We start from the raw sequence: 21355 nt of genomic DNA on the forward strand, positions 1-21355 counted from the left end.
ATGACACAGCCCCCTTCCCAGATGACTGGCACGCAGATCCTGACGCTCACCGGTTTGCGCTTTGATGCCAACCTGGGCATCCTCGACCACGAAAAGACCGACCCGCAGCCCATCCAGGTGGACGCCGAGCTGAGCCTGGGCGTGCAGCCGCTGGCCCCGCGCGACGACGACATCGGCCATGTGCTGGACTACCGCCGCGTGCGCCAGATCATCATCGACGAGTGCACCGCCGAGCACGTGAACTTGCTGGAGAGCCTGATCGGCAAGCTGGCCAACCGCCTGATGCAGCTGCCCGGCGTGCTGGGCGTGCGCGTGAAGATTGCCAAGCTGGAAATTTTTGACGACTGCGAAGTGGCGATTCGCATGGAAACGGGGCAGTGGTAAACCTATGAACGCAGTGATCAACAACCCCAATCCCACCCTCACCCAGGTACACACCGGCTGGACCGACGAGGCCGAAGCACCGCAAGAGCCCACGGCCAACGCAGCCCGCCTGAAAATCGAGCGCGAAACCCACAAGCTCGAAAAGCGCCTGTGCCGCGAGGTCGGCAAGGCCATTGTCGACTTCAACATGATTGAAGAAGGCGACAAGGTGATGGTGTGCATGTCCGGCGGCAAGGACAGCTACGCGCTGCTCGACATCCTGCTCAAGCTCAAGGCCCGCGCGCCCATCCACTTTGACCTGGTGGCGGTCAACCTGGACCAGAAGCAGCCTGGGTTCCCCGAGCATGTGCTGCCCGAATACCTGGCCAGCACCGGCGTGCCGTTCCACATCGAGAACGAAGACACCTACAGCATTGTCAAGAAGCTGATCCCCGAGGGCAAGACCACCTGCAGCCTGTGCAGCCGCCTGCGCCGGGGCATTCTGTACCGCGTGGCCGATGAGCTGGGCTGCACCAAGATCGCGCTGGGCCACCACCGCGACGACATCCTGCAGACGCTGCTGCTGAACATGTTCTTTGGCGGCAAGATGAAAAGCATGCCGCCGAAGCTGGTGAGCGACGACGGCAAGCATGTGGTGATCCGCCCGCTGGCCTACGTTGCCGAGAAGGACACCGCCCGCTGGGCCGCGCACCGCAACTTCCCCATCATCCCGTGCAACCTGTGCGGCAGCCAGGAGAACCTGCAGCGCAAGCAGGTGGGCGAGATGCTGCGCGAGTGGGAAAAGCGCTTTCCTGGCCGCGTGGAGAACATGTTCAACGCGCTGCAGAACGTGGTGCCCTCGCACCTGCTGGACGGCAGCCTGTACGACTTCAAGAACGCCAAGGCCACGGGCATCGCCAGCGAAGACGGCGACAAGGCGTTTGACAAGGAAGAGTTTGCGGCGCCATCGCCGTCGTTGCCGGGCGTGCAGGTGGTGCAGCTGTCGTGAACTGCCGGGGCCAGCGGCACTCTCATGGAGATCCTTGTTTCAGGACACTCTGACCATGACACAACGCCGATGGCTTCCCGCCCTGCTCCTGGGCCTCACCGTCACCCTGCTCGCAGGCTGCAGCACCACCCGCGTGGTCGAAGGCCAGGTGCAGAGCTTCTCAACGCTGGCGGCCATGCCCGCCCCTGCCACGTACCGGATTGAGCGCCTGCCCTCGCAGCAGGCCCCTTCGTTCGACCCCATTGCCACGCTGGCCGAGCAGGCCCTGGCCCGCGCAGGTCTGCAGCGCGACGATGCCGCGCCCCGCCTGCTGGTGCAGCTGGGTGTGCAGGCCGATGCCGTGCCGCGCTATGACCCCTTCCGCCCCTATGGCCCTTACGGGCCCGGCCCCTGGGGCATGGGCGGTTGGTATGGGCGGGGCTGGGGCGTGCATGGCGTGTGGCGCTTTGGCGAACCCACGCCCCTGCACCGCCGCGCAGTCAGCATCGTGATGCGCGACGCCAGCACCCAGGCCGTGGTGTACGAAACCTCGGCCGTGCACGAAGATGTGTGGGTGAGCGACCCGGCCGTCTATGGCGTGCTGTTCGATGCGGCCCTCAACGGCTTTCCCAAACCGCCCCAGGGGCCCCGCCAAGTGCGCATCCCCCTGGGACCTCCTGCCCCCTAGGGCGTCCCATCCTCAGTCACTCCGCCACTGCATGCAAGCCACCCGCATCGTTGCCATCCGCCACGGCGAAACCGCCTGGAACGTGGACACCCGCATCCAGGGCCACCTGGACATCCCGCTCAACGATACCGGCCTGTGGCAGGCCGCCCAGGTCGCCCAGGCCCTGGTGGGCGAGCCGATTGCCGCCATCTACTCCAGCGACCTGCAACGCGCGCATGCCACCGCCCAGGCCGTGGCCCGCACCACGGGCGCCCCGCTGAAGACCGAACCGGGCCTGCGCGAACGCAGCTTCGGGCACTTTCAGGGCCGCACGTTTGCCGAGATCGAGGCCGAGCTGCCCCAGGACGCCTTGCGCTGGCGCAAGCGCGACCCGCACTACACGCCCGAGGGCGGCGAGTCCCTCGTCACCTTGCGTGACCGCATCGAACGCACCGTGACCGCGCTCGCACAACAGCATGTGGGCGAGCAGGTGGTGATGGTGGCGCATGGCGGCGTGCTTGACGTGCTGTACCGCCTGGCCACGCGCCAGGACATCCAGGCGCCGCGCACCTGGCAACTCGCGAACGCCGCCATCAACCGCCTGCTGTGGACGCCTGACGGCCTCACCCTTGTCGGCTGGGCGGACACCCAACACCTTGACCAGATTGTCGTGCGCGATGAAAACCACGCCTGAAGCCTTGCAAACCACCGTCGGCCAACGCGTGGACCTGATCGACACGCCCGCCCTGGTGGTGGACCTGGACGCCATGGACCGCAACATCCAGCGCATGGCCGACTTCGCACGCAAGCACCAGGTGCGCTGGCGCCCCCATGCCAAGCTGCACAAAAGCGCCGAAATCGCGCTGCTGCAGCAACGCGCGGGTGCCCAGGGTGTGTGCGTGCAGAAGGTGGCCGAGGCCGAGGCGCTGGCTGCCGGTGGCGTCGATGACATCACCATCACCAACCAGGTCATCGCCATGCCCAAGCTGCACCGCGTGGCGCGGCTGGCCGCGCAGCTGGCGGCACGCGGCGGGCGCCTGGGTGTGGCGGTGGACCATGCCGATGGCATCGCCCGCCTGGCCGAAGCCATGGCCCAATCCGGCAGCGATGCGGGCATCGATGTGCTGGTCGAGATCGACGTGGGCCAGGGCCGCTGCGGCGTGCCACCGGGCGAGGCCGCCGTGCCCCTCGCACTGGCCGTGTCGCGCAGCCCCCGGCTGCGCTTTGCGGGCCTGCAGGCCTACCACGGCCGCGCGCAGCACCTGGCCAGTAGCGTGGGCCGCCGCGAGGCCATCGCCAAGGTGGTGGAGGCGGCCTATCACACGCGCCAACTCATTGAGGCCGAGGGCCTTGCCGTGCCCCTGATCACGGGCTCGGGCACTGGCACCCTGGTGCACGAGGCTGCCAGCGGCGTGTTTGGCGAGCTGCAGGCGGGCTCGTTCTTGTTCATGGACGCCGACTACGCCCGCAACGAACGCGACCCGGCCCAGCCAGCGTTTGAGCACGCGCTGTACGTCAAGACCCAGGTGGTGTCGGTGCGCGACACCCACGCGGTGTGCGACGCAGGCCACAAGAGCCATGCCATCGACTCGGGCCTGCCCACCGTGGCCCTGCTGCCCGCCGACCGCACCCTGCGCTACGCCAACGGGGGCGACGAACACGGTTTGCTTTACGCAGACGCTCCCGATGCCCGCCTGCCCAGTTTGGGGCACATGCTCTGGCTCATCCCCGGTCATTGCGATCCCACCGTCAACCTGTACGACTTTTTGATCGGCGTGCGCGGCGGGCTGATGGACGGGGTGGTGGAGCGGATCATCCGCGTGGATGCGCGGGGAGCGCTGACGTAGGCGCGGCCCTCTAAACACGGGCGCTATAGGGGTTCACCTGCCCCAGTGAGGGCTGGCTGCTGGACCACAATCCAGCAGCATGAGCCCCAGCCAGATCATCGTCCTTGCGACGCCCGTCTTCTTTGTGCTGATCGCCATTGAACTGGCCGTCGGCTTCAAGCGCCAACGCAACACCTACCGCCTGGCCGATGCGGTGAGCAGTATCAGCCTGGGCATGCTCAGCCAGACCAGCGCAGTCTTCACGCGCCTGCTGCGCATCGGCATCTACACCGCCCTGTTCGAGCATGTGGCACTGTGGCGCAACGATGCGTTCTGGACCAGCCTGCCCGGTTGGCTGCTGGCGTTGGTGTTCTACGACTTCTGCTACTACTGGCTGCACCGCATGGGGCACGAGTCGGCCGTGCTCTGGGCCGCGCACGCGGTGCACCACCAGAGCCAGGACTACAACCTCAGCACCGCGCTGCGCCAGACCAGTTCGGGCGCGCTGCTGGGCTGGATCTTTTACGTGCCCATGGCGCTGGCTGGCGTGCCGCCCCTGGTGTTCGGCGTGGTGGCGCTCATCGACCTGCTCTACCAGTTCTGGGTACACACCGAGCAGGTGGGGCGCCTGGGCTGGTTCGACCGCTGGTTCTGCAGCCCCAGCAACCACCGCGTGCACCATGCCGTCAACGACGCCTACCTGGACAAGAACTACGGCGGCATCCTGATCCTGTGGGACCGTATGTTCGGCACCTTCAAGGACGAAGACGCGCAGGAGAAATGTGTGTACGGCACGCGCGGCCTGCTCAACAGCTGGGATCCGCTGTGGGCCAACGCCCAGGTTTATGCGGGGCTGGCGCACGACAGCTGGCATGCGCGCAGCTGGGCAGACAAGCTCCGGGTGTGGATCAAGCCCCCAGGCTGGCGCCCGGCCGATGTGGCCGAGCGGTTTCCCAAGCCCGCGTTCAGCATGGCGCAGATGCAGCTCTATCACCCGCCCATGTCGCGCGCCGTGCAGTGGTTTGCGCTGGTGCAGTTTGCGCTGCTGCTCACGGGCGTGGCAGCCTTTTTGTGGCAGGCCGATGCAGCGCCGTTGGCGCACAACGCCATCTGGTTTGCCGTGCTGCTGACGGTGCAATGGTCGCTGGGCGCGGTGATGCAGGGGCGCATCGGCATGCTGATGGCGCTGATGCTGCAAAGCGCGGCGCTGGCCACGGCCACCAGTGCGCTGGGGCTCACGGCGTGGCATTGGCTGTTCAAGCCACTGACCATGGTAATCGCTATTATTTTGGTAGCTACCAGCGCATATTCGACTAGCGCAAGGGGCACACCGGGCTCCAATACGCCCTGGATCTTGCTGATGGCCGCCCTGGGCGGGTCCTTGGCGGGGGATGTGTTCCTCATGTTCCCGGGTTTCTTCATTCCCGGCCTGGTGAGCTTTCTGGTGGCGCACCTGTTCTATGTGACGCTGTTCAAAAGCGGGCAGACCTGGTTTCCGCACCGGGGTGCACTGGCGGCCACGCTGGGCATGGGCGTGGCGATGTATGCCTTTCTGTGGACAGGTGGCCTGCCGCCTGCACTGCGCGCGCCGGTCGCGGCCTATGTGCTGGTGATTGCGCTGATGGCGGCCCAGGCCATCGGCCGCGCCACCGTGCTGCGCGACGCCCCCTCGCTGTGGGTCGCCATCGGCGCCGGGTTCTTCATGCTCAGCGACTCGCTGCTGGCCACCAACCGGTTCGTGACACCCCTGCCCATGGCACAGATCTGGGTGCTGGCGACGTACTACGCGGCGCAGGCGATGATCGTGGCGGGCATGGTGCGGGGCGCAGCCCGCGCGGAGCCCAGCTCTGCCGCGCCCCTCACACCCCAAACAAATCTTGCCCGCTCGCCTTCGGCGGCGTAACCCCCAGGTGGCGGAACGCCGCCAGCGTGGCAATGCGCCCACGCGGCGTGCGCTGCAGGAAGCCCTGCTGGATCAGGTAGGGCTCGATCACATCCTCGATGGTGCCAGCCTCTTCCCCAATGCTGGCAGCGATGTTGTCGAGCCCCACGGGCCCGCCGTCAAAGCGGTGGATCACGGCTTCGAGCAGCTTGCGGTCCATCACATCAAAGCCCTGCGGGTCCACATCCAGCATGGCCAGCGCCTTGTCGGCAATGGACTTGGTGATGCGGCCATTGCCCTTGACCTCGGCATAGTCGCGCACCCGGCGCAACAGCCGGTTGGCAATGCGCGGTGTGCCACGCGAGCGCCGAGCGATCTCGAAGCCGCCGTCCTCGTCCATGGGCGCGTTGAGCAACCCGGCACTGCGCTGGACAATGCGCGCCAGCTCTTCGGCCGTATAGAACTCCAGCCGCGCCACGATGCCAAACCGGTCGCGCAGCGGGTTGGTCAGCATGCCCGCCCGGGTGGTCGCGCCCACCAGGGTGAAGGGCTGCAGGTCCAGCTTGATGCTGCGCGCCGCTGGGCCTTCGCCAATCATGATGTCGATCTGATAGTCCTCCAGCGCGGGGTAGAGGATTTCCTCCACCACGGGTGACAGGCGGTGGATTTCGTCGATGAAGAGAACGTCGTTCTTTTCCAGATTGGTCAGCAGCGCCGCCAGGTCCTTGGGTTTTTCCAGCACGGGTCCACTGGTCTGGCGCAGGTTCACCCCCAGCTCGGCCGCGATGATGTGCGAGAGCGTGGTCTTGCCCAGCCCAGGCGGGCCGAACAACAACACGTGATCCAGCGCCTCCTCACGCTTCCTCGCGGCGCCGATGAATATCTCCAGCTGCTCCCGCGCCTTGGCCTGGCCCACGTATTCCTGCAGGAGCTTGGGGCGCAGGGCGCGTTCGATGGCCTCCTCTTGGAGAGAGGCGGGGGCGGCAGAGATGACGCGTTTGGCGGGGGCGGGGGAGAAGTCGTCGGTCTGGATGGTCACGGCAGTTATGTCTGGGCGGCGAATGCCATGCTGGCATGCAATCTGCCACTATATCGCCCAAGCATTCCCCGGGGGTCAAGTAAGCGGGAACAGCGCCGATAGATGAACCAGACCATGACCAAGACGATGCCTGCGCCCCCTTGCCTAACCCGGCCACTTTTCCTCCACCAGCTGTCTGTGTTGGTTGCCTGTGGCGCTACCGCCCTCGCTGCGACCGGTCAGACTCCCCCACCCTCACCCGCCCGGTCCGCCAGCGGCTCCATCCGTATTGAGAACCCGCAGGAAAAGGCCGACTTGGCCACTCGGATCGACGAAGCCATCCAGCGCGCTAAAACGAAGAACGCGCCCACCACGTCGGCAGGTGCGCGTCGGCGGGCCGAGCCTATCCCCAGCGTGGAGGTGCGTATCCCGACCGAGCGCCCCAGCAAACCAGCCAAGACCATGGCCATCCCACAGGCCCCGGCCCGCCCTGCCGTTCAGGACCCTGAAGCCAGCCGGCGCTATATCCAGACACGGGCAGCGGAACTGGCGGCAGTTGCGCCACCTCCACCGCCCCCAGACCCACGCACGGTGCGCTGGGACTACGACAGTGGAGACCGGGGTCCCCAGGCCTGGGGCAGCCTGCACCCGGACTTTGCAACCTGCAGCAGGGGCATGCGGCAGTCGCCGATCCATATCAAAGCCCAAGACGTGGAGGTCGGTCCGGCGCCCCCTCTGCCCTTCAACCACCAGTTCTTCGGAGGCACGGTGTTGCACAGCGGGCATGGCTTGGAACTGAAAGTGGAAGGCGACAGCATCCTGACGCTGCGCGGAATGCCCTGGCGCCTGGTGCGCCTGCAGTTTCGCCACCCTGCTGAAGAGCGCGTGCATCAGCACAACTACCCGATGGCAACCGATCTGGTGTACCAGGGACCTGACGGTCAAACAGCGGTGGTGAGCGTGCCCATGCAGTTGGGAAGCACCAACGCCTTCATCACCCGCATCTGGACCCATATGCCCCTGGATGTGCAAGACAGCGTGCGTCTGCCGCAGCCGGTGCTTTCCGTGGACGAGCTGCTACCGCAGGACCGGCGCTATTACCAGTACGCAGGCTCCATCACCCAGCCGCCCTGCACCGAGGGCGTACTGCGCATTGTGATGAAGACCCCGGTCAATGTAGGGCCCGCACAGCTGCGCATGCTGCAGCGTGTATCGCCACCCAACGCACGTCCTGTGCAGGCCTCTAACGGACGCCTGGTTCGCGAGGCCCAATAAGCGCTTCACTTCGCCAGCGACTTGAGCGCCAGCTTGATCCCCTCACTCACCCCCACCTCCGCTGGCAGCGCCTTGAGCGCCGCAGCCGCCTCCTTGTCGCTGTAGCCCAAAGCCAACAGCGCCTGCAAAATGTCGGCTTGCGCATCGCTGTTGGCGGCGCCGCGCACAGCACCGATGTCAGCGCCCAGCTTGCCCTTGAGTTCCAGCAGCAAGCGCTCGGCTGTCTTCTTTCCGATGCCGGGCACCTTGACCAGCCGCCCCGCCTCCTGCAGCGAAATCGCCTGCGCCAGATCGCTCACGCCCATGCCACTCAGGATGGACAACGCCGTGCGCGGCCCCACGCCAGAAATCTTGATCAGCTCGCGAAACGCCTGGCGCTCGGAGGCGGTCGCAAAGCCGTACAGCAGCTGTGCATCCTCGCGCACGATGAACTGGGTCAGCAGGCTCACGCGCTCGCCCACGGCGGGCAGGTTGTAGAACGTGCTCATGGGCACATTCACCTCGTAGCCCACGCCGTGGCAGTCCAGCAGCACCTCGGGGGGATTCTTCTCCAGCAGGGTGCCGGTCAATTTGCCTATCATTGATGTCCTTTGGCGACGCGGGCATGACATGCCGCGCCGCCGTTCTTGCTGTTTTCCGTTGCCTGACTGGAATTATCCGCGTGATCCTGCGCCACACCTTCACCCCCCACAACAACACCCGGCTCACCCACCTGTGTGGCCCGGCCGATGCGCACCTGCGCACCATCGAGGTGGCCTTGCAGGTGAGCATTGCGCACCGGCACGAGCAATTCAAGGTCGACGGCCCCAAGGCCAAGGCCACGCAGGCGATGGAGCTGCTGCAGGCCCTGTATGAAATGGCCGAGCGGCCCATCGGCGAGGACTATATCCAGCTGATGCTCGCGGGCGACAGCGAGCTGCTGGAGGCCCCGGACGACGCCATCATCCTCAATACCCGCCGTGCCGACCTGCGCGGGCGCACCCCCACGCAGAACCTGTACCTGCAGAACATCGCCACGCACGACATTACCTTCGGCATCGGCCCTGCAGGCACCGGGAAGACGTATCTCGCCGTGGCCAGTGCGGTGGATGCGCTGGAGCGCAGCAGCGTACAGCGCATCGTGCTGACCCGCCCGGCGGTGGAGGCGGGCGAGCGCCTGGGTTTTCTGCCTGGCGACCTGGCGCAGAAGGTGGACCCGTACCTGCGCCCGCTGTACGACGCGCTGTACGAGCTGATGGGGCATGACAAGGTGCAAAAGGCGTTCGAGCGCAACGCCATCGAGATCGCGCCGCTGGCTTTCATGCGCGGGCGCACGCTGAACAATGCCTTTGTGATTTTGGACGAAGCGCAGAACACCACGCCCGAGCAGATGAAGATGTTCCTCACCCGCATTGGCTTTGGCGCCAAGGCCGTGGTGACGGGCGACGTGAGCCAGATCGATCTGCCCAAAGGGACGCTGAGCGGCCTGATCGATGCCGAACGGGTGTTGAGGCGCGTGAAGGGTATCTCGGTCACCCACTTCACCAGCGCCGACGTGGTGCGCCACCCGCTGGTCGCCCGCATCGTGGACGCCTACGACGCCCCCCGCCGCGCGGCCACTGCGCGTGCACGCGACTGAACTTCTAATTTGATAGCTGCTTGCGCTCACGCATCAAGCGCTAAATGCCAAAAGCAATACAAATGCCATTGAACCAACTCTCCCTGTCGCTGCAGTTCGGCACCTTTGACGGCGTGGCCGCCCACCGCGCCGTGCTGCCCCGCCACAAGGTCACACGCTGGATTCGCCACGCCCTGGCCACCGACGCCGAGATCACCGTGCGCATCGTGGGCGCCGAAGAGGGCCAGCAGCTCAACCGCGAGTACCGCAAGAAGGACTACGCCACCAACGTGCTCACCTTCGACTACACGCAAGAGCCCGTGGTGACCGCCGACCTGGTGCTCTGCGCCCCCGTGATTGAGCGGGAGGCCAAGGAGCAGAACAAGAGCCTGGAAGAGCACTACGCCCACATGCTGGTGCATGGCACGCTGCATGCCCAGGGCTGGGACCATGAAACGAGCGAGGCCGACGCCGAGGAGATGGAGGCGTACGAGACCGACATCCTGCAAGAGCTGGGCTTTGAAGACCCCTACGCCACCGAATAGCGCCCCCAAGAAGCGTCAAACACACAGAGCGCCTTGGACTTAGGGCAACACTGAAAAAGTCCCTGCTGGACGTGGTGACTGGGTAAATTAGTTGGTCATGAAGCAGCAAACTCTTGCCATGGCGGCCGACGCACAGTCGGGCTTTGAACAACACCGCAAACCCACGCGGCGCGACGAATTCCTCAAGACCATGGATGCGCTGCTGCCGTGGGCGGCGCTGTGCGATGAAATCGCACAGCACTACCCCAAGGCGGGCAATGGGCGTCCACCCATCGGACTGGAGCGCATGCTGCGCATCCATTTCATTCAGCACTGGTTCAATCTGGCCGACCTAGCCTGCGAGGAAGCCCTGTACGACAGTGCCAGCCTGCGTCGTTTCGTCGGCATCGACCTGGGTTGCGAGCCCGTGCCAGACGCCACCACCATGCTCAGGTTTCGCCGGCTGCTCAACGACAACCAGTTAGGTGAAGCCTTGTTCGCCCGTGTGGGCAAGGAACTGCAGGCGCGCGGCATCAGGGTCAATACCGGCACCATCGTGGACGCCACCATCATCGGCGCACCCAGCTCGACCAAGAACGCTGACAAAGCCAGAGACCCCGAGATGCACCAGACTCGCAAAGGGCAGCAGTGGTACTTCGGCATGAAGCTACACATTGGCGTGGACAGCCAAACGGGGCTGAGCCATAGCGCGGTTGTCACGGCGGCCAACGTGCATGACAAGCTCCCATTGCCTGATTTGCTGCACGGCAATGAGCAACGGGTCTATGGCGACTCGGCCTATGCCAGCCAGAAAGCGCTGATAGCGAGCAAGGCTCCAAAGGCCAAGGACTTCACCAACCAGCGCACGCGCTGCGCAGGCGAGGTAGACGAAGTGCAACGGGCCGAGAACCGCAACAAGTCGCGGGCGCGTGCTCGGGCCGAACACGTCTTTGCGGTGGTCAAGCGGCTGTGGGGATTTACCAAGGTTCGATACCGAGGCCTGCAGAAGAACGCCACGCGTGCGTTCACTGCGCTGGCATTGGCCAACATCTACCTGTGCCGAGGGCATCTTCAGGCAAAGGTGCGCCCGTAAGGGCACAGATTGGGCCTCAAGGCCCCGCAAATAGCCCAAAGGGCGCGGCTAAAGACCGCAAAACTGTGTCATCCCTCAGCGTATGAACGATTGCGGTGACTTATTCAGCGTTGCCTTAGCGCTGCACACCGGCCCTTCGCGGGCCACACGGCTCATTCCCTGCCCACAACGCTTCTCAAAGAGATCTGGAAACAAATCGTATCTCTTGATATTTCTTTTTTTACCAGATGGTATAAAAGTCCGATCTAGGAGAGGCCCAACGGATCACGCTCGGGATGTGCGTTTGCAGCGCCGCTTGGCCTCGGCTTCAGCACATCGGGGCACACCTCTGGCGGCGCTCCGTGGCATATCTGCCACTCCGTCATACCCGTCTTTATAGGCTCTTCTTCCACTTCACCGAACCTTGCCCATGGCCCGACACTCCACAACTCGCAGGACACTTCCTCCCTTGAGAACAGCTCGTCTGGCGCAAGCACTGCTAATGGCTACCCCTTTGGTTCTGACGGCCTGCGGCGGGTCAGGCTCGGACGCGCCGGCTCCAGGCATTGCAGCCCCGTCTGGTTTCGCCGTGGGCTATGGCATCAAGGGGTACACCTTCACGTGGACTGCCAGCGCGGGCGCCTCTCGTTATGAGCTGCTGGAAGACCCGGACGGCCCCGCCGGCCCCCTGCCTGAGGTGATCGCGGGCGGCACCAACGACGGCTCCCTCACCACATTCACCCACCAAGTGACATCAGCGCTGCTGCATGAGCGCGTGAACGCCACCTACCGTCTGCAGGCCTGCGACACTAGTGGCTGCGGAGCGCCTACAGCCGCCATCACACCCGATGTGACCCAGGCCATCGGCTACTTCAAGGCCAGCAACAGCGGACAGGGAGACACGTTTGGCAATGCTGTGGCGCTGTCATCCGATGGAATGACCATGGCCGTGGGGGCGCCTGCAGAGCGCAGCAAGGCAACGTGTATCACGGTCATCATCGACAACTCCGTTTGCGATCAAAGCGACGACAGCATCGCCAACGCAGGTGCGGTCTATGTCTTCAGCCGCGACAACAGGTTCAAGACCTGGGTACAGACAGCCTACCTCAAAGCCAGCAACAATCGTGCGTTCAACGTACCCACCTACATTGACAATGGCCCGCGCTTCGGCGCCAGCCTCGCCTTGTCAGCCGATGGAACCTTGCTGGTAGTCGGCGCCCCTGGTGAGACCAGCAGCGCCCGGGGCGTCAATGGCGATGCCACCGACACCCGTACCCAGGGCGCCGGTGCGGTGTATGTGTTCAAGAGCGTTTCAAGCGTGCCCAACAGGTTGTGGAAGCAAGAGGCCTACATCAAGGCCAGTAATACCCGACCCCAGGCCGAGTACAACGTGGACATCATCGGCTACTACGTGAACTACCCTCAGAACTTCGGCGCCACCGTGGCCCTGTCTGCCGACGGCAGCATGCTGGCCGTGAGCGCCCCGGGAGAAAGAAGCAAGGCCGCTGGCGTCAATGGCGATCAAAGCGACCATTCCATGCCCCAGGCGGGAGCGGTGTACACCTACACCCGCACCAACAATGGTGACGCCACGCCAGCCACTTGGGCTCACCAGGCCTACATCAAAGCAAGCAACCCCGCCGCCAGCGCACAGTTTGGCGCATCGCTGGCCATGGCTGCAGATGGCAGGACCCTGGCCGTTGGCGCATGGGGAGAGCGCAGCGCTTCAACTGGCATCAATGGAGACGCCACCGATACATCGCTGCCGAGTGCGGGCGCTGCCTATGTGTTCTCCCTGAATGGCTCGGGCCAATGGAGCCAGCAGGCCTACGTCAAAGCCAGCGCGCCAGGAAATCTCGACCGGTTTGGCCACGCTGTTGCGCTGTCCGCCGATGGCAACACCCTGGCCGTGGGGGCTATCGGAGAGTCGAGTGAGGCCACTGGCGTCACTAACACGGCCGGGGCCCGCTCGCTGGACCGCGCAGGCGCGGCCTATCTGTTCACCCGCAGCAACGCCACGTGGAGCCAGCAGGCCTACATCAAGCCCAGCAACACCCAAGCCAATGCGTGGTTCGGATGGAGTCTGGCTCTCTCTGCCGATGGCAGCACACTGGCTGTAGGGGCCATGGCAGAAGCCGGCAACGGCCGCGGATTCAACGCCAACCAGGCCGACCGCTCAGCGGGCGGCGCAGGCGCCGCATACCTGTTCCAGCGCAGCGGCAGCACCTGGGCCCAGAAGGCCTACCTAAAGGCTCCTAACGCCGATGCAGGCGATCTCTTCGGTGCCAGCATGGCTTTGTCTGGCGACGGAAAAACCCTCGCGATCGGAGCCACAGCCGAGAACAGCCTGGCGACAGGGCTGCAAGGCAATCAGGCCGACAACAGCGCACTTCCGGGAGTTCCTTCATACGGCGTTCCAACGGGCGTCGGGGCTGTGTACTTGTACTGACCATCGATCCCGGGGACTGCGGACCATTCCGCTCACCTCACCACGAACCCTCCAAGATCCACAACCATGCCCATCCGACACCTGAAACCCTTGCTCACTGCCGCACCACTGCTGTCAATGCTGATGCTGACAGCCTGTGGGGGAGGCTCCGAGAGCGCCGCCCTGTCAGCACCTTCGAATTTTGCTGTGGGCTATGCGGTCAAGGGCTACACCTTCAGCTGGGACGCCCGCGCTGGCGCCACCCGCTATGAACTGCTCGAAGACCCTGACGGACCGATAGGCCCACTGCCCGAAGCGCCGATCGGAGGCGCACTGAATGGCACCTCCTACGCGCGCAGCCTGGCTCCCCGGCTGCTGCATGAACGGGTGAATGCCACCTATCGGCTGCGCGCCTGCGACGCTAACAGCTGTGGAGCATGGACTGCAGCCCTGGTGCCCGACCTGGGCAAGGCCATCGGCTATTTCAAGGCCAGCAATACCGGTGCTGGTGACACATTTGGTAGCGCCGTAGCCCTTTCAGCCGATGGCCAGGTCATGGCTGTGGGCGCCAGTGGCGAACGCAGCAATGCCACGTGCGCCGACAATGCATCGCAGGGTGTTGTGTGCAATCAGGCGGACGACTCCGTGGAAGGGGCAGGCGCGGTTTACGTCTTTGCGCGCGATGTCTCCCGATGGAAGCAGGTGGCCTACATCAAGGCCAGCAACAACCGCGCCTCTCCGTTCACAGAATATGCCTACTCTGGAGGCCCAGCCTTTGGTACCAGTGTGGCGCTGTCTGCCGATGGCACGACACTGGCCGTGGGCGCTCCCAAAGAAACGAGCAACGCCCGGGGCGTCAATGGCGACCAGTCCAACACGTCGACGCCGGGCGCCGGTGCGGTCTACGTGTTCAAGAGCATCACCTCTGCGACAGGCACGCAGGGCTACGACAGCTGGCAGCAGGAGGCTTACATCAAGGCCACCAACACGCGGGCTGGGAAAGACAACACAAGCACGATCCCCGCTGTGGAATATCGGCGCAACAGCGCTCACTTTGGGCACAACGTGGCGCTGTCTGGCGATGGCAACCTACTCGCGGTGAGCGCGCCGGGTGAAACCAGCAATGCCACCGGCGTCAACGGAAACCAGGACGACAATTCCATCCCGTACGCAGGGGCCGTGTATACCTACACGCGCAGCGGCGATGCCCCCGGTGGCGGGGGTGTCTGGGCAGCACAGGCTTACCTGAAAGCCAGCAATACGCGCAGCCCCACGCTAGAAGGTCTCGATGAGCCCCGGTTTGGCGAAGGTCTGGCACTATCGAGTGACGGCACCACCTTGGCTGTGGGCGCACCTTATGAGAGCAGTGGCGCCAGAGGGATCAACGGAAACCAGCAGGACGACTCTGTGTGGGGGTCAGGCGCTGTGTATGTATTTACCCAAGGTGGTGGTGCCTGGAGCCAGCAGGCCTACGTCAAGGCCCACAACACGGCCGGTGGGCCCATGGTCAAGGCCGTTCAGTTCGGAGGGAATCTTGCGCTGTCGGCCGATGGCAACACCTTGGCAGTGGGGGCCCGTAGCGAGGACAACACGGGCGCCGGCATCAATCCGCCCGCAACCGAGCGTTCATTGTCCTTTTCCAGCGCAGGGGCTGCCTACGTTTTCGCACGCAGCAACGGCACCTGGAGCCAGCAGGTCTACCTGAAGGCCAGCAACGCGCGTCAAAACCAGAACTACGGCTCCAGCCTGGCCCTTTCAGCCGATGGCAATACGCTGGCGATTGGAGCGCTCAACGACACGGATGGCGGCGCCTCTGGCATGCCCGTGATCAGCACGGTCAATCCGAAGGGTTCCGTGCATCTTTACCAGCGCAGCACAACCACATGGAGCCAGCGTGCCTACCTCAAGACCCAGATCAACTGGAACCGCGGCATCGCTTTGTCAGGTGACGGCGCCACACTGGCGGTGGGCGCACCTGACGAACGCAGCCAATCCACTGGCATACAGGGCGATCCTGACTACCCCTCCGGGAATTACGGCCCTTTCAACGTCCCACCGACCTTTGGCGCTGTTTACCTGTTCTGACACACAGCGCGCAAAACACCTGCACCTGCCAGCGGTCCAATGGGCCGCACTGCAGCCCTTAGGATCGGACGCTGGAGTGCACCATGTTCGATACCACCTTGCTACTGACCGCCGCCTTTGTGGCGGGCGCCCTCAATGCCGTCGCGGGAGGCGGCAGCTTTCTGACATTGCCCGCGCTGGTGTTTACCGGTGTACCCCCCGTGGTGGCCAACGCCACGGGCACTGTAGCGCTGCTGCCCGGCTACATGGCCGGGGCGTGGGGGTTCCGCGAAGACACGGCACCGCCCCCCGGGCTGTCAATGCGGTTGCTGGTGGTGCTCTCGCTCATCGGTGGTGCGGCAGGCGCGGCGCTGCTGCTGGTCACGCCCGACGCCACCTTCCGCCGCGTGGTTCCCTGGCTGCTGCTGGCGGCCACGGCGCTGTTTGCATTCGGGCCGCAGCTGCGCCGGATGCTGGCGGGCGGCAAACCCTCCACCGCCAAGGCCACGGTGGGCGTGCTGGCGGTGGCTGCCTATGGCGGCTATTTCAACGGCGGGCTGGGCATCCTTCTGCTGGCGCTGTTCGGCCTGCTGGGGCAGACGAACCTGAACGCTATGAACGGCCTCAAGAACTGGGTGTCGGCCCTGCTTACCGCCATTGCCGTGCTCATCTATGCGGCAGGCGGCGTGGTGCTGTGGCCGCAGGCGCTGATGATGATGGTGGCCGCCACCGCAGGGGGCTACGGAGGGGCACGCTTGGCCCGCAAGCTGCCCCCGGCGGTGTTACGCTTGGGAGTCGTAGCCACCGGCCTGGCGATGTCGCTGGTTTTTTTTGCGCGGCAGTAAAAGTCGGACGTCCGCGCGGCAACGTGGTTGCTGCTGCCTCTACCGAGGCGCGAGCGGGGGCTCGTCAACACGGGCTTGCGCCGCACCGCCCCTTCAACGATGCATCCATCCGCCCAGGCAGTTATCCGCCCACTGAGGAGATCTCATGTCTAACGTCACACCTTTGCTCAGTTCCGTCACCGCCAACGCGGCCCTGCGCAGCCTCGGTGGCCTTGCCACGCCACGCTGGCGCGCGGCAGGCATCAGCACCAGCCTGATGTTGTCGCTGCTTCTTTCCGCCTGTGGCGGCGGCAGTGGAGACAACGCCAGCGAACCACCACCGCCTGCCCCTACACCTACCTCCGTGCCGGTTCCCGGGACGCCCAACGGAGCATTCGACACCATCGGCACAGCGGAATTCAGCCTGCGCTACGGGGTGGAGCGCTACGACTTCGTCTGGAGCCCCTCGGCCCCAGCCACGCACTACGAGCTCTGGGAGGACCCGGACGGCCTGGGTCCGCTGCCCGAGGCGCAGGCCGGCTCCGCGATCACCGGCACACGGCACACCTTTGAAATCAAGCAGCTGCACCAACGGGTAAACGCCACCTACCGGCTGCGCGAGTGCAATGGCACCAGCTGCTCCTTCCGGGCCACCACGCTCGCACCGGACGCGCTGCGCGCGCACTTCCTCTTTGACCGCCAAGGCAGCAGCGTGCTGGCGCCGTTCAACGCCACCGCTGGCACTCCGGTGCTCGTCTCGGCGGACCTCAAGACGCTGGTGATCGGAGCGCCCGACCCGGTGAGCACCACCACCTTGCCCCGGCCAACGCCCGCCGTTGACGACAGCGCCGTTCACATCCTCGTGCGCAGCGCCGTGGGCGTGGCCTGGCAGCCGCAGGCCCGACTGCAGGCGAGCAATCGGCGTGCGCCAGCCTGCAACAACGCAGCCCAGGATTACTGCCACTCTTCGTCCTTCGGAGCGGGGCTGGCGCTGTCCGCCGATGGGAACACGCTGGCGGTCAGCGCTACCGGAGAGACCAGCAACGCCCGGGGCGTCAACGGCGATCAGGCCAACACCGACAGCCTGGCCGCGGGCGCGGTGTATGTCTTCGCCCGCACTGGCGGCAGCTGGAGCCAGCAGGCCTATGTCAAGGCCAGCAACACGCCGGCACGCAACAACACCTGGTGCAACCTTTCTTATTGGGCCACACAGCCCTGCGACGGGCAGAACTTCGGCGCCAGCGTGGCCCTGTCCGCCGACGGCAGCCTGCTGGCTGTGGGTGCCACCGGTGACGACAGCAAGTCCACCGGCGTCAACGGCGATGCGAACGACACCTCTGCGGCCTTCGCGGGCGCGGTTCACACCTATGTCCGCACCGGCTCCACCTGGGCGCCCCAGGCTTACCTCAAGGCCAGCAACACGGATGCTGGCGACGGGTTCGGTACGTCGGTGTCCCTTTCGGCCGATGGCTCGACCCTGGCCGTCGGCGCCATCTTCGAGCGCAGCAGCGCCACCGGCGTCGGTGGCAATCAATCAGACAACGCGCAATCGCCCTTTGGAGCCGTCTATGTCTTCAGCCAGGACCGCGGCAGCTGGAGCCAGCAGGCCTATGTGAAGGCCCCCGTGAACACGGTCGTCGGCGGCACCGAGCCCATGAGCTACTTCGGCGGACGCACAGCCCTGTCCGCCCATGGCGACACCCTGGCGGTGGGCTCTGTGCGGGGCATGGCTTTCGTTTATGCACGTGCACAGAACACGTGGCAAGCCCAGGCCCACATGTTCCCGGCCGGCCCCAACGTCATTCGATTCGGAGAGGCGGTGGGTGTGTCGGCGGACGGAAACAGCGTGGTCACTGCGGCGCAGGATGTGGGTAGCGAAGTCTCCGCATTTAACCTCTACTTCTTCAGCCGCACCGGCGGCACCTGGAGCCAGTAGGTACCACGGAGTCAGGCGGCGCCACGCCCCAGCAACGGCGACCGCGGCAAGAAGCGAAACGCGGTCGAGGCCGCTGCCAGCATGCACGCGATACTGACCATGACCGCCTGGTAGGGCTCGTGGCCATGGCGCTGCGCCCACGCGGCCAACAGCCCCGTGAGCGATTGCATCAGTGCCACGCCCAGGAACATGGACATGGTGTACAGCGACAGCGCGCGGCCCGTCATTTCAGCGGGGTAGGACGAACGCACGTCCGCGTACTGCAACACGCCGTAGCCCGACAGCAGGCCCATGAGGAAGATCAGCGCCACGTTGGCAGTGGCGTGGTGCCAGAAGGCCAGCAGCAGGAACAGGCTGCCCATGAGCAGGGAAAAGTGGGTGATCCAGCGCCGCCGCCGTGTGGGCCCGGGGTCCATGCGGCCAAACGCGGCGGGCACGAACAGCGCGAGCATCGACAGCACCAGGGCCACGTTGCCGCTGTCGATGAGCGAAAACCCATACCGCCCCATCAGCAGGGGTCCAAGCCACAAGCCGCGCAAGGTCAGGAAGGCGGCGTAGCAGTTCATGCCCAGGATCAGGATGCCCCAGGTGTGGGGCACCTTGAGCAAGCTGCCAAACCGGCCCGCCGCCTGCGCCCACGACTCGCGCGGACCCTGGGGTGCTTGCGCCAATGCGGGCTCGTGCACACGCAGAAAAATCAGCAGCCACGACAGAAGCGACAACACCGCCAGCACCGCGAACCCCGCGCGCCAGCCCCCGTGCTGCACCATCCAGGCCAGCGGTGTGCCGGTGAACAACAGCCCCAGCCCGCCCACCCCCATTCCCACGCCCGAGAAAAAGGCGAAGCGTTGCGCAGGAAAGTGGCGCGCAACGAAGACGGTACAAGCCAGGAAGGCGGGAGAGCAGCCCACACCGATCAGCAGCTGACCCACCATCAGCCAGCCATAGCCAGGCGCGAGGGCTGATACCGCGGCCCCCAGCCCCGCCAACGGGAAAGCCACCAGCACCGTGCGGCGCAGGCCGTACAAGTCCATGCCGATGCCCATCAGGAGCTGGGTCACGCCAAACGACAGGCCAAACAGGCCGGCAAACGCGCCCAGCGAGTCCGGCGAAATGCCAAAGTCCGCCTGCAGCCCTGCGGCGATGATGCTGGTCACGGTGCGGTAAGCCTGGCTGAGCGCAAAGGCCGACAGCAGGCACAGGTACATCACCCAAAGGGCGCGGCGTGGCGAGGGCGGATCAGGCAGGACAGCGGGGGCGGCTTGGGTCACGGGTGAAGCAGGGCTGGCAGTGGGCGCGCGGCAGGTGGACGGCGGAGTGCGCGCCGCATCACAAGAACAGGAGAACGGAACGCGCGTGCCCGAGCCTACAGAATTTGCAGCCCGCGCGTCGTCGCCGTGCGGACAACCCCACGGCCAGCTGCGGGCCGAGGCCAGCCCACGCGTTCAGCCAGCCGCCGCTGTCGCCAGCGCAGGCGCCATCCGCAGCGGGATGGTCACCGGGCCGTCATTGATGAGATGCACCTGCATATCGGCGGCAAACTGGCCCGTGGTCACCTCGGGGTGCACCTTGCGCGCCTGGGCAACCACATAGTCGTACAGCCGCCGCCCCTCATCGGGTGCCGCCGCTTGGGTGAAGCTGGGGCGGTTGCCGCCGGTGGTGTCTGCCGCCAGCGTGAACTGGCTGACCAACAGCAGGCCTCCACCAATATCCTGCACGCTCTGGTTCATCCTGCCCGCAGCGTCCGAAAAAATCCGCAGCTTGAGGATCTTGGCCAGCAGCCTGTCGGCCTCCACCTCGGTGTCGCCGCGTTCGGCACACACCAGCACGAGCAGGCCCGCGCCGATGGCGCCCACGGTCTGCCCGTCCACATCCACACGCGCTTCGCGCACACGTTGCAATACGCTGATCACTTCACGGCATCCTTCACATCGTCACGGGGGTCGTCGAAATGCGCTTCCACATCGGTGGGCAGCAGTTCGATGGTGGCACGCAGGCCGGGCACGGCGGTCATCAGTGCGCGCTCGACCTGGCCGCGCAGCTCGGCGGCGTGGCGCAAGGTCCAGTCGGCGGGCATGTGCAGGTGCATGTCCACAAACTGGCGCTGGCCCGCGCGGCGGGTGGAGACATGGTCGAAGCGCACAGCGCACGGCGCCTGGGCCGCCACAAACTGCTGCAGCGTGGCGTCGATGGTGGACTGCACCTCGGGCTCCACCGCTGAATCCATGAGGCCCTGGGACGACCGCCAGACCAGCTCGACGCCCTCTTTCAGAATGTTCAACGCCACCGCAATCGCCGCCACCGCATCCAGCCACAGCCATCCGGTGAGGGCCGCGCCCGCAATGCCCACCAGCACACCCGCCGAGGTCCACACGTCGGTGACCAGGTGGCGGGCATCGGCCTCCAGCGCGATGGAGCGGTGCTCGCGCGCCGAGCGGAACATCACCCAGGCCAGCAACCCGTTCAGGGCCGAGCTGAGCACCGACAGGCCCAGGCCCCAGCCCACCTGCTCGATGGGCTGCGGGTCGAACAAGCGGTGCCCGGCTGCCCACAGGATGCCTGCCGACACGCCCATGATGAGGATGCCCTCGAACCCCGACGAAAAGTATTCGGCCTTGTGGTGGCCGTAGGGGTGGTCGTCATCGGCCGGGCGTTGCGCCACCGTCACCATGGCCAGCGCAAACATGGCGCTGGCCAGGTTCACAAACGACTCCATCGCGTCCGACAGCAAACCCACCGAGCCCGTGACCACCCAGGCCAGCGTCTTGAGCGCGATGGTGACCACCGCCACGGCCACCGAGGCCCACAGCAGGTTGCGGGGTGAAAGCCAGGGGTGGGATGCGGAAGATGGTGCGGACATGGTGAATGAGCGAGGGAGCCGAAACAATGGC

At 65.4% G+C, this 21355-nt stretch carries 19 protein-coding genes; 14 read left to right on the forward strand and 5 right to left on the reverse strand.

Annotation, left to right across the window (positions count from 1 at the left end; all coding sequences use genetic code 11):
* The 6 genes from ACODSU_RS12825 (at window position 1) to ACODSU_RS12850 (ending at window position 5747) form a co-directional block, all read left to right on the forward strand.
* Entirely contained in the window at window positions 1–384 is a 384-nt protein-coding gene (locus tag ACODSU_RS12825) for a dihydroneopterin aldolase (RefSeq protein ID WP_488842582.1), read from the forward strand.
* 4 nt (window positions 385–388) lie between these two features.
* Window positions 389–1372, forward strand: a complete 984-nt coding sequence (gene ttcA, locus ACODSU_RS12830; RefSeq protein WP_291442253.1) for a tRNA 2-thiocytidine(32) synthetase TtcA — start codon at window positions 389–391, stop codon at window positions 1370–1372.
* A gap of 55 nt (window positions 1373–1427) precedes the next feature.
* Window positions 1428–2039 (forward strand): DUF4136 domain-containing protein, encoded by a 612-nt coding sequence (locus ACODSU_RS12835; RefSeq protein WP_488842583.1) that lies wholly within the window; start codon window positions 1428–1430, stop codon window positions 2037–2039.
* 31 nt (window positions 2040–2070) lie between these two features.
* Entirely contained in the window at window positions 2071–2712 is a 642-nt protein-coding gene (locus ACODSU_RS12840; RefSeq protein ID WP_488842584.1) for a histidine phosphatase family protein, read from the forward strand.
* Window positions 2696–3865 (forward strand): DSD1 family PLP-dependent enzyme, encoded by a 1170-nt coding sequence (locus tag ACODSU_RS12845; protein WP_060985411.1) that lies wholly within the window; start codon window positions 2696–2698, stop codon window positions 3863–3865. Before ACODSU_RS12840 ends, ACODSU_RS12845 begins: the two co-directional genes overlap by 17 nt.
* Before the next feature lie 79 nt (window positions 3866–3944).
* Window positions 3945–5747 carry a lysoplasmalogenase family protein gene (locus tag ACODSU_RS12850; protein ID WP_488842585.1) on the forward strand — a complete coding sequence of 601 codons (1803 nt, stop codon included), beginning with the start codon at window positions 3945–3947 and terminating at the stop codon, window positions 5745–5747.
* Here ACODSU_RS12850 and ruvB read toward each other — a convergent pair.
* Complete coding sequence (gene ruvB, locus ACODSU_RS12855; protein WP_488842586.1) at window positions 5704–6765, reverse strand: Holliday junction branch migration DNA helicase RuvB; 1062 nt, start codon at window positions 6763–6765, stop codon at window positions 5704–5706. The genes ACODSU_RS12850 and ruvB overlap by 44 nt on opposite strands.
* Window positions 6766–7059: 294 nt before the next feature.
* Between ruvB and ACODSU_RS12860 the strand changes: the two genes are divergently transcribed.
* On the forward strand, window positions 7060–8019 hold the full coding sequence (locus ACODSU_RS12860) for a carbonic anhydrase (protein WP_488842587.1): 960 nt from the start codon (window positions 7060–7062) through the stop codon (window positions 8017–8019).
* Between the two features lie 5 nt (window positions 8020–8024).
* On the opposite strand, the gene ruvA is transcribed toward ACODSU_RS12860, so the two are convergent.
* Window positions 8025–8600: a Holliday junction branch migration protein RuvA gene (ruvA, locus tag ACODSU_RS12865; protein ID WP_488842588.1), complete on the reverse strand. Its 576-nt coding sequence runs from the start codon at window positions 8598–8600 to the stop codon at window positions 8025–8027.
* Between the two features lie 80 nt (window positions 8601–8680).
* On the opposite strand from ruvA, the gene ACODSU_RS12870 reads away from it, so the two are divergent.
* From ACODSU_RS12870 to ACODSU_RS12900, 7 genes are all read left to right on the forward strand, one after another.
* Window positions 8681–9637 carry a PhoH family protein gene (locus ACODSU_RS12870; protein ID WP_488842589.1) on the forward strand — a complete coding sequence of 319 codons (957 nt, stop codon included), beginning with the start codon at window positions 8681–8683 and terminating at the stop codon, window positions 9635–9637.
* 62 nt (window positions 9638–9699) lie between these two features.
* The gene (ybeY, locus tag ACODSU_RS12875) at window positions 9700–10161 is read left to right on the forward strand and encodes an rRNA maturation RNase YbeY (protein WP_488842590.1); all 462 of its coding nucleotides are present in this window, start codon (window positions 9700–9702) and stop codon (window positions 10159–10161) included.
* Between the two features lie 97 nt (window positions 10162–10258).
* Window positions 10259–11233, forward strand: a complete 975-nt coding sequence (locus ACODSU_RS12880) for an IS5 family transposase (protein ID WP_488842591.1) — start codon at window positions 10259–10261, stop codon at window positions 11231–11233.
* A gap of 481 nt (window positions 11234–11714) precedes the next feature.
* A complete protein-coding gene (locus ACODSU_RS12885) occupies window positions 11715–13661 on the forward strand; it encodes an FG-GAP repeat protein (protein ID WP_488842592.1) in 1947 nt (648 codons plus the stop codon).
* A 66-nt stretch (window positions 13662–13727) separates the two neighbouring features.
* Entirely contained in the window at window positions 13728–15725 is a 1998-nt protein-coding gene (locus ACODSU_RS12890) for an FG-GAP repeat protein (protein WP_488842593.1), read from the forward strand.
* A gap of 83 nt (window positions 15726–15808) precedes the next feature.
* The gene (locus ACODSU_RS12895; RefSeq protein WP_488842594.1) at window positions 15809–16549 is read left to right on the forward strand and encodes a sulfite exporter TauE/SafE family protein; all 741 of its coding nucleotides are present in this window, start codon (window positions 15809–15811) and stop codon (window positions 16547–16549) included.
* A 145-nt stretch (window positions 16550–16694) separates the two neighbouring features.
* A complete protein-coding gene (locus tag ACODSU_RS12900; protein ID WP_488842595.1) occupies window positions 16695–18464 on the forward strand; it encodes an FG-GAP repeat protein in 1770 nt (589 codons plus the stop codon).
* 11 nt (window positions 18465–18475) lie between these two features.
* Here ACODSU_RS12900 and ACODSU_RS12905 read toward each other — a convergent pair whose 3' ends face one another.
* The 3 genes from ACODSU_RS12905 to ACODSU_RS12915 all read right to left on the reverse strand — a co-directional run bounded on the left by ACODSU_RS12905 (window position 18476) and on the right by ACODSU_RS12915 (window position 21324).
* A complete protein-coding gene (locus ACODSU_RS12905) occupies window positions 18476–19735 on the reverse strand; it encodes an MFS transporter (RefSeq protein ID WP_488842596.1) in 1260 nt (419 codons plus the stop codon).
* A gap of 174 nt (window positions 19736–19909) precedes the next feature.
* Window positions 19910–20377, reverse strand: coding sequence for a D-aminoacyl-tRNA deacylase (gene dtd, locus ACODSU_RS12910; protein ID WP_488842597.1), 468 nt, complete (start codon window positions 20375–20377; stop codon window positions 19910–19912).
* Window positions 20374–21324 carry a cation diffusion facilitator family transporter gene (locus ACODSU_RS12915; RefSeq protein ID WP_488842598.1) on the reverse strand — a complete coding sequence of 317 codons (951 nt, stop codon included), beginning with the start codon at window positions 21322–21324 and terminating at the stop codon, window positions 20374–20376. Before ACODSU_RS12915 ends, dtd begins: the two co-directional genes overlap by 4 nt.
* Window positions 21325–21355: the final 31 nt, after the last annotated feature.

The organism is Acidovorax sp. FG48 (genome assembly GCF_057809085.1).

Coding starts and splice junctions, on each gene's coding strand:
- ACODSU_RS12825 (WP_488842582.1), top strand. CDS start 1: ATGACACAGCCCCCTTCCCAGATGACTGGCACGCAGATCCTGACGCTC.
- ttcA (WP_291442253.1), top strand. CDS start 389: ATGAACGCAGTGATCAACAACCCCAATCCCACCCTCACCCAGGTACAC.
- ACODSU_RS12835 (WP_488842583.1), top strand. CDS start 1,428: ATGACACAACGCCGATGGCTTCCCGCCCTGCTCCTGGGCCTCACCGTC.
- ACODSU_RS12840 (WP_488842584.1), top strand. CDS start 2,071: ATGCAAGCCACCCGCATCGTTGCCATCCGCCACGGCGAAACCGCCTGG.
- ACODSU_RS12845 (WP_060985411.1), top strand. CDS start 2,696: ATGAAAACCACGCCTGAAGCCTTGCAAACCACCGTCGGCCAACGCGTG.
- ACODSU_RS12850 (WP_488842585.1), top strand. CDS start 3,945: ATGAGCCCCAGCCAGATCATCGTCCTTGCGACGCCCGTCTTCTTTGTG.
- ruvA (WP_488842588.1), bottom strand. CDS start 8,600: ATGATAGGCAAATTGACCGGCACCCTGCTGGAGAAGAATCCCCCCGAG.
- ybeY (WP_488842590.1), top strand. CDS start 9,700: ATGCCATTGAACCAACTCTCCCTGTCGCTGCAGTTCGGCACCTTTGAC.
- ACODSU_RS12880 (WP_488842591.1), top strand. CDS start 10,259: ATGAAGCAGCAAACTCTTGCCATGGCGGCCGACGCACAGTCGGGCTTT.
- ACODSU_RS12885 (WP_488842592.1), top strand. CDS start 11,715: ATGGCTACCCCTTTGGTTCTGACGGCCTGCGGCGGGTCAGGCTCGGAC.
- ACODSU_RS12890 (WP_488842593.1), top strand. CDS start 13,728: ATGCCCATCCGACACCTGAAACCCTTGCTCACTGCCGCACCACTGCTG.
- ACODSU_RS12895 (WP_488842594.1), top strand. CDS start 15,809: ATGTTCGATACCACCTTGCTACTGACCGCCGCCTTTGTGGCGGGCGCC.
- ACODSU_RS12900 (WP_488842595.1), top strand. CDS start 16,695: ATGTCTAACGTCACACCTTTGCTCAGTTCCGTCACCGCCAACGCGGCC.
- ACODSU_RS12915 (WP_488842598.1), bottom strand. CDS start 21,324: ATGTCCGCACCATCTTCCGCATCCCACCCCTGGCTTTCACCCCGCAAC.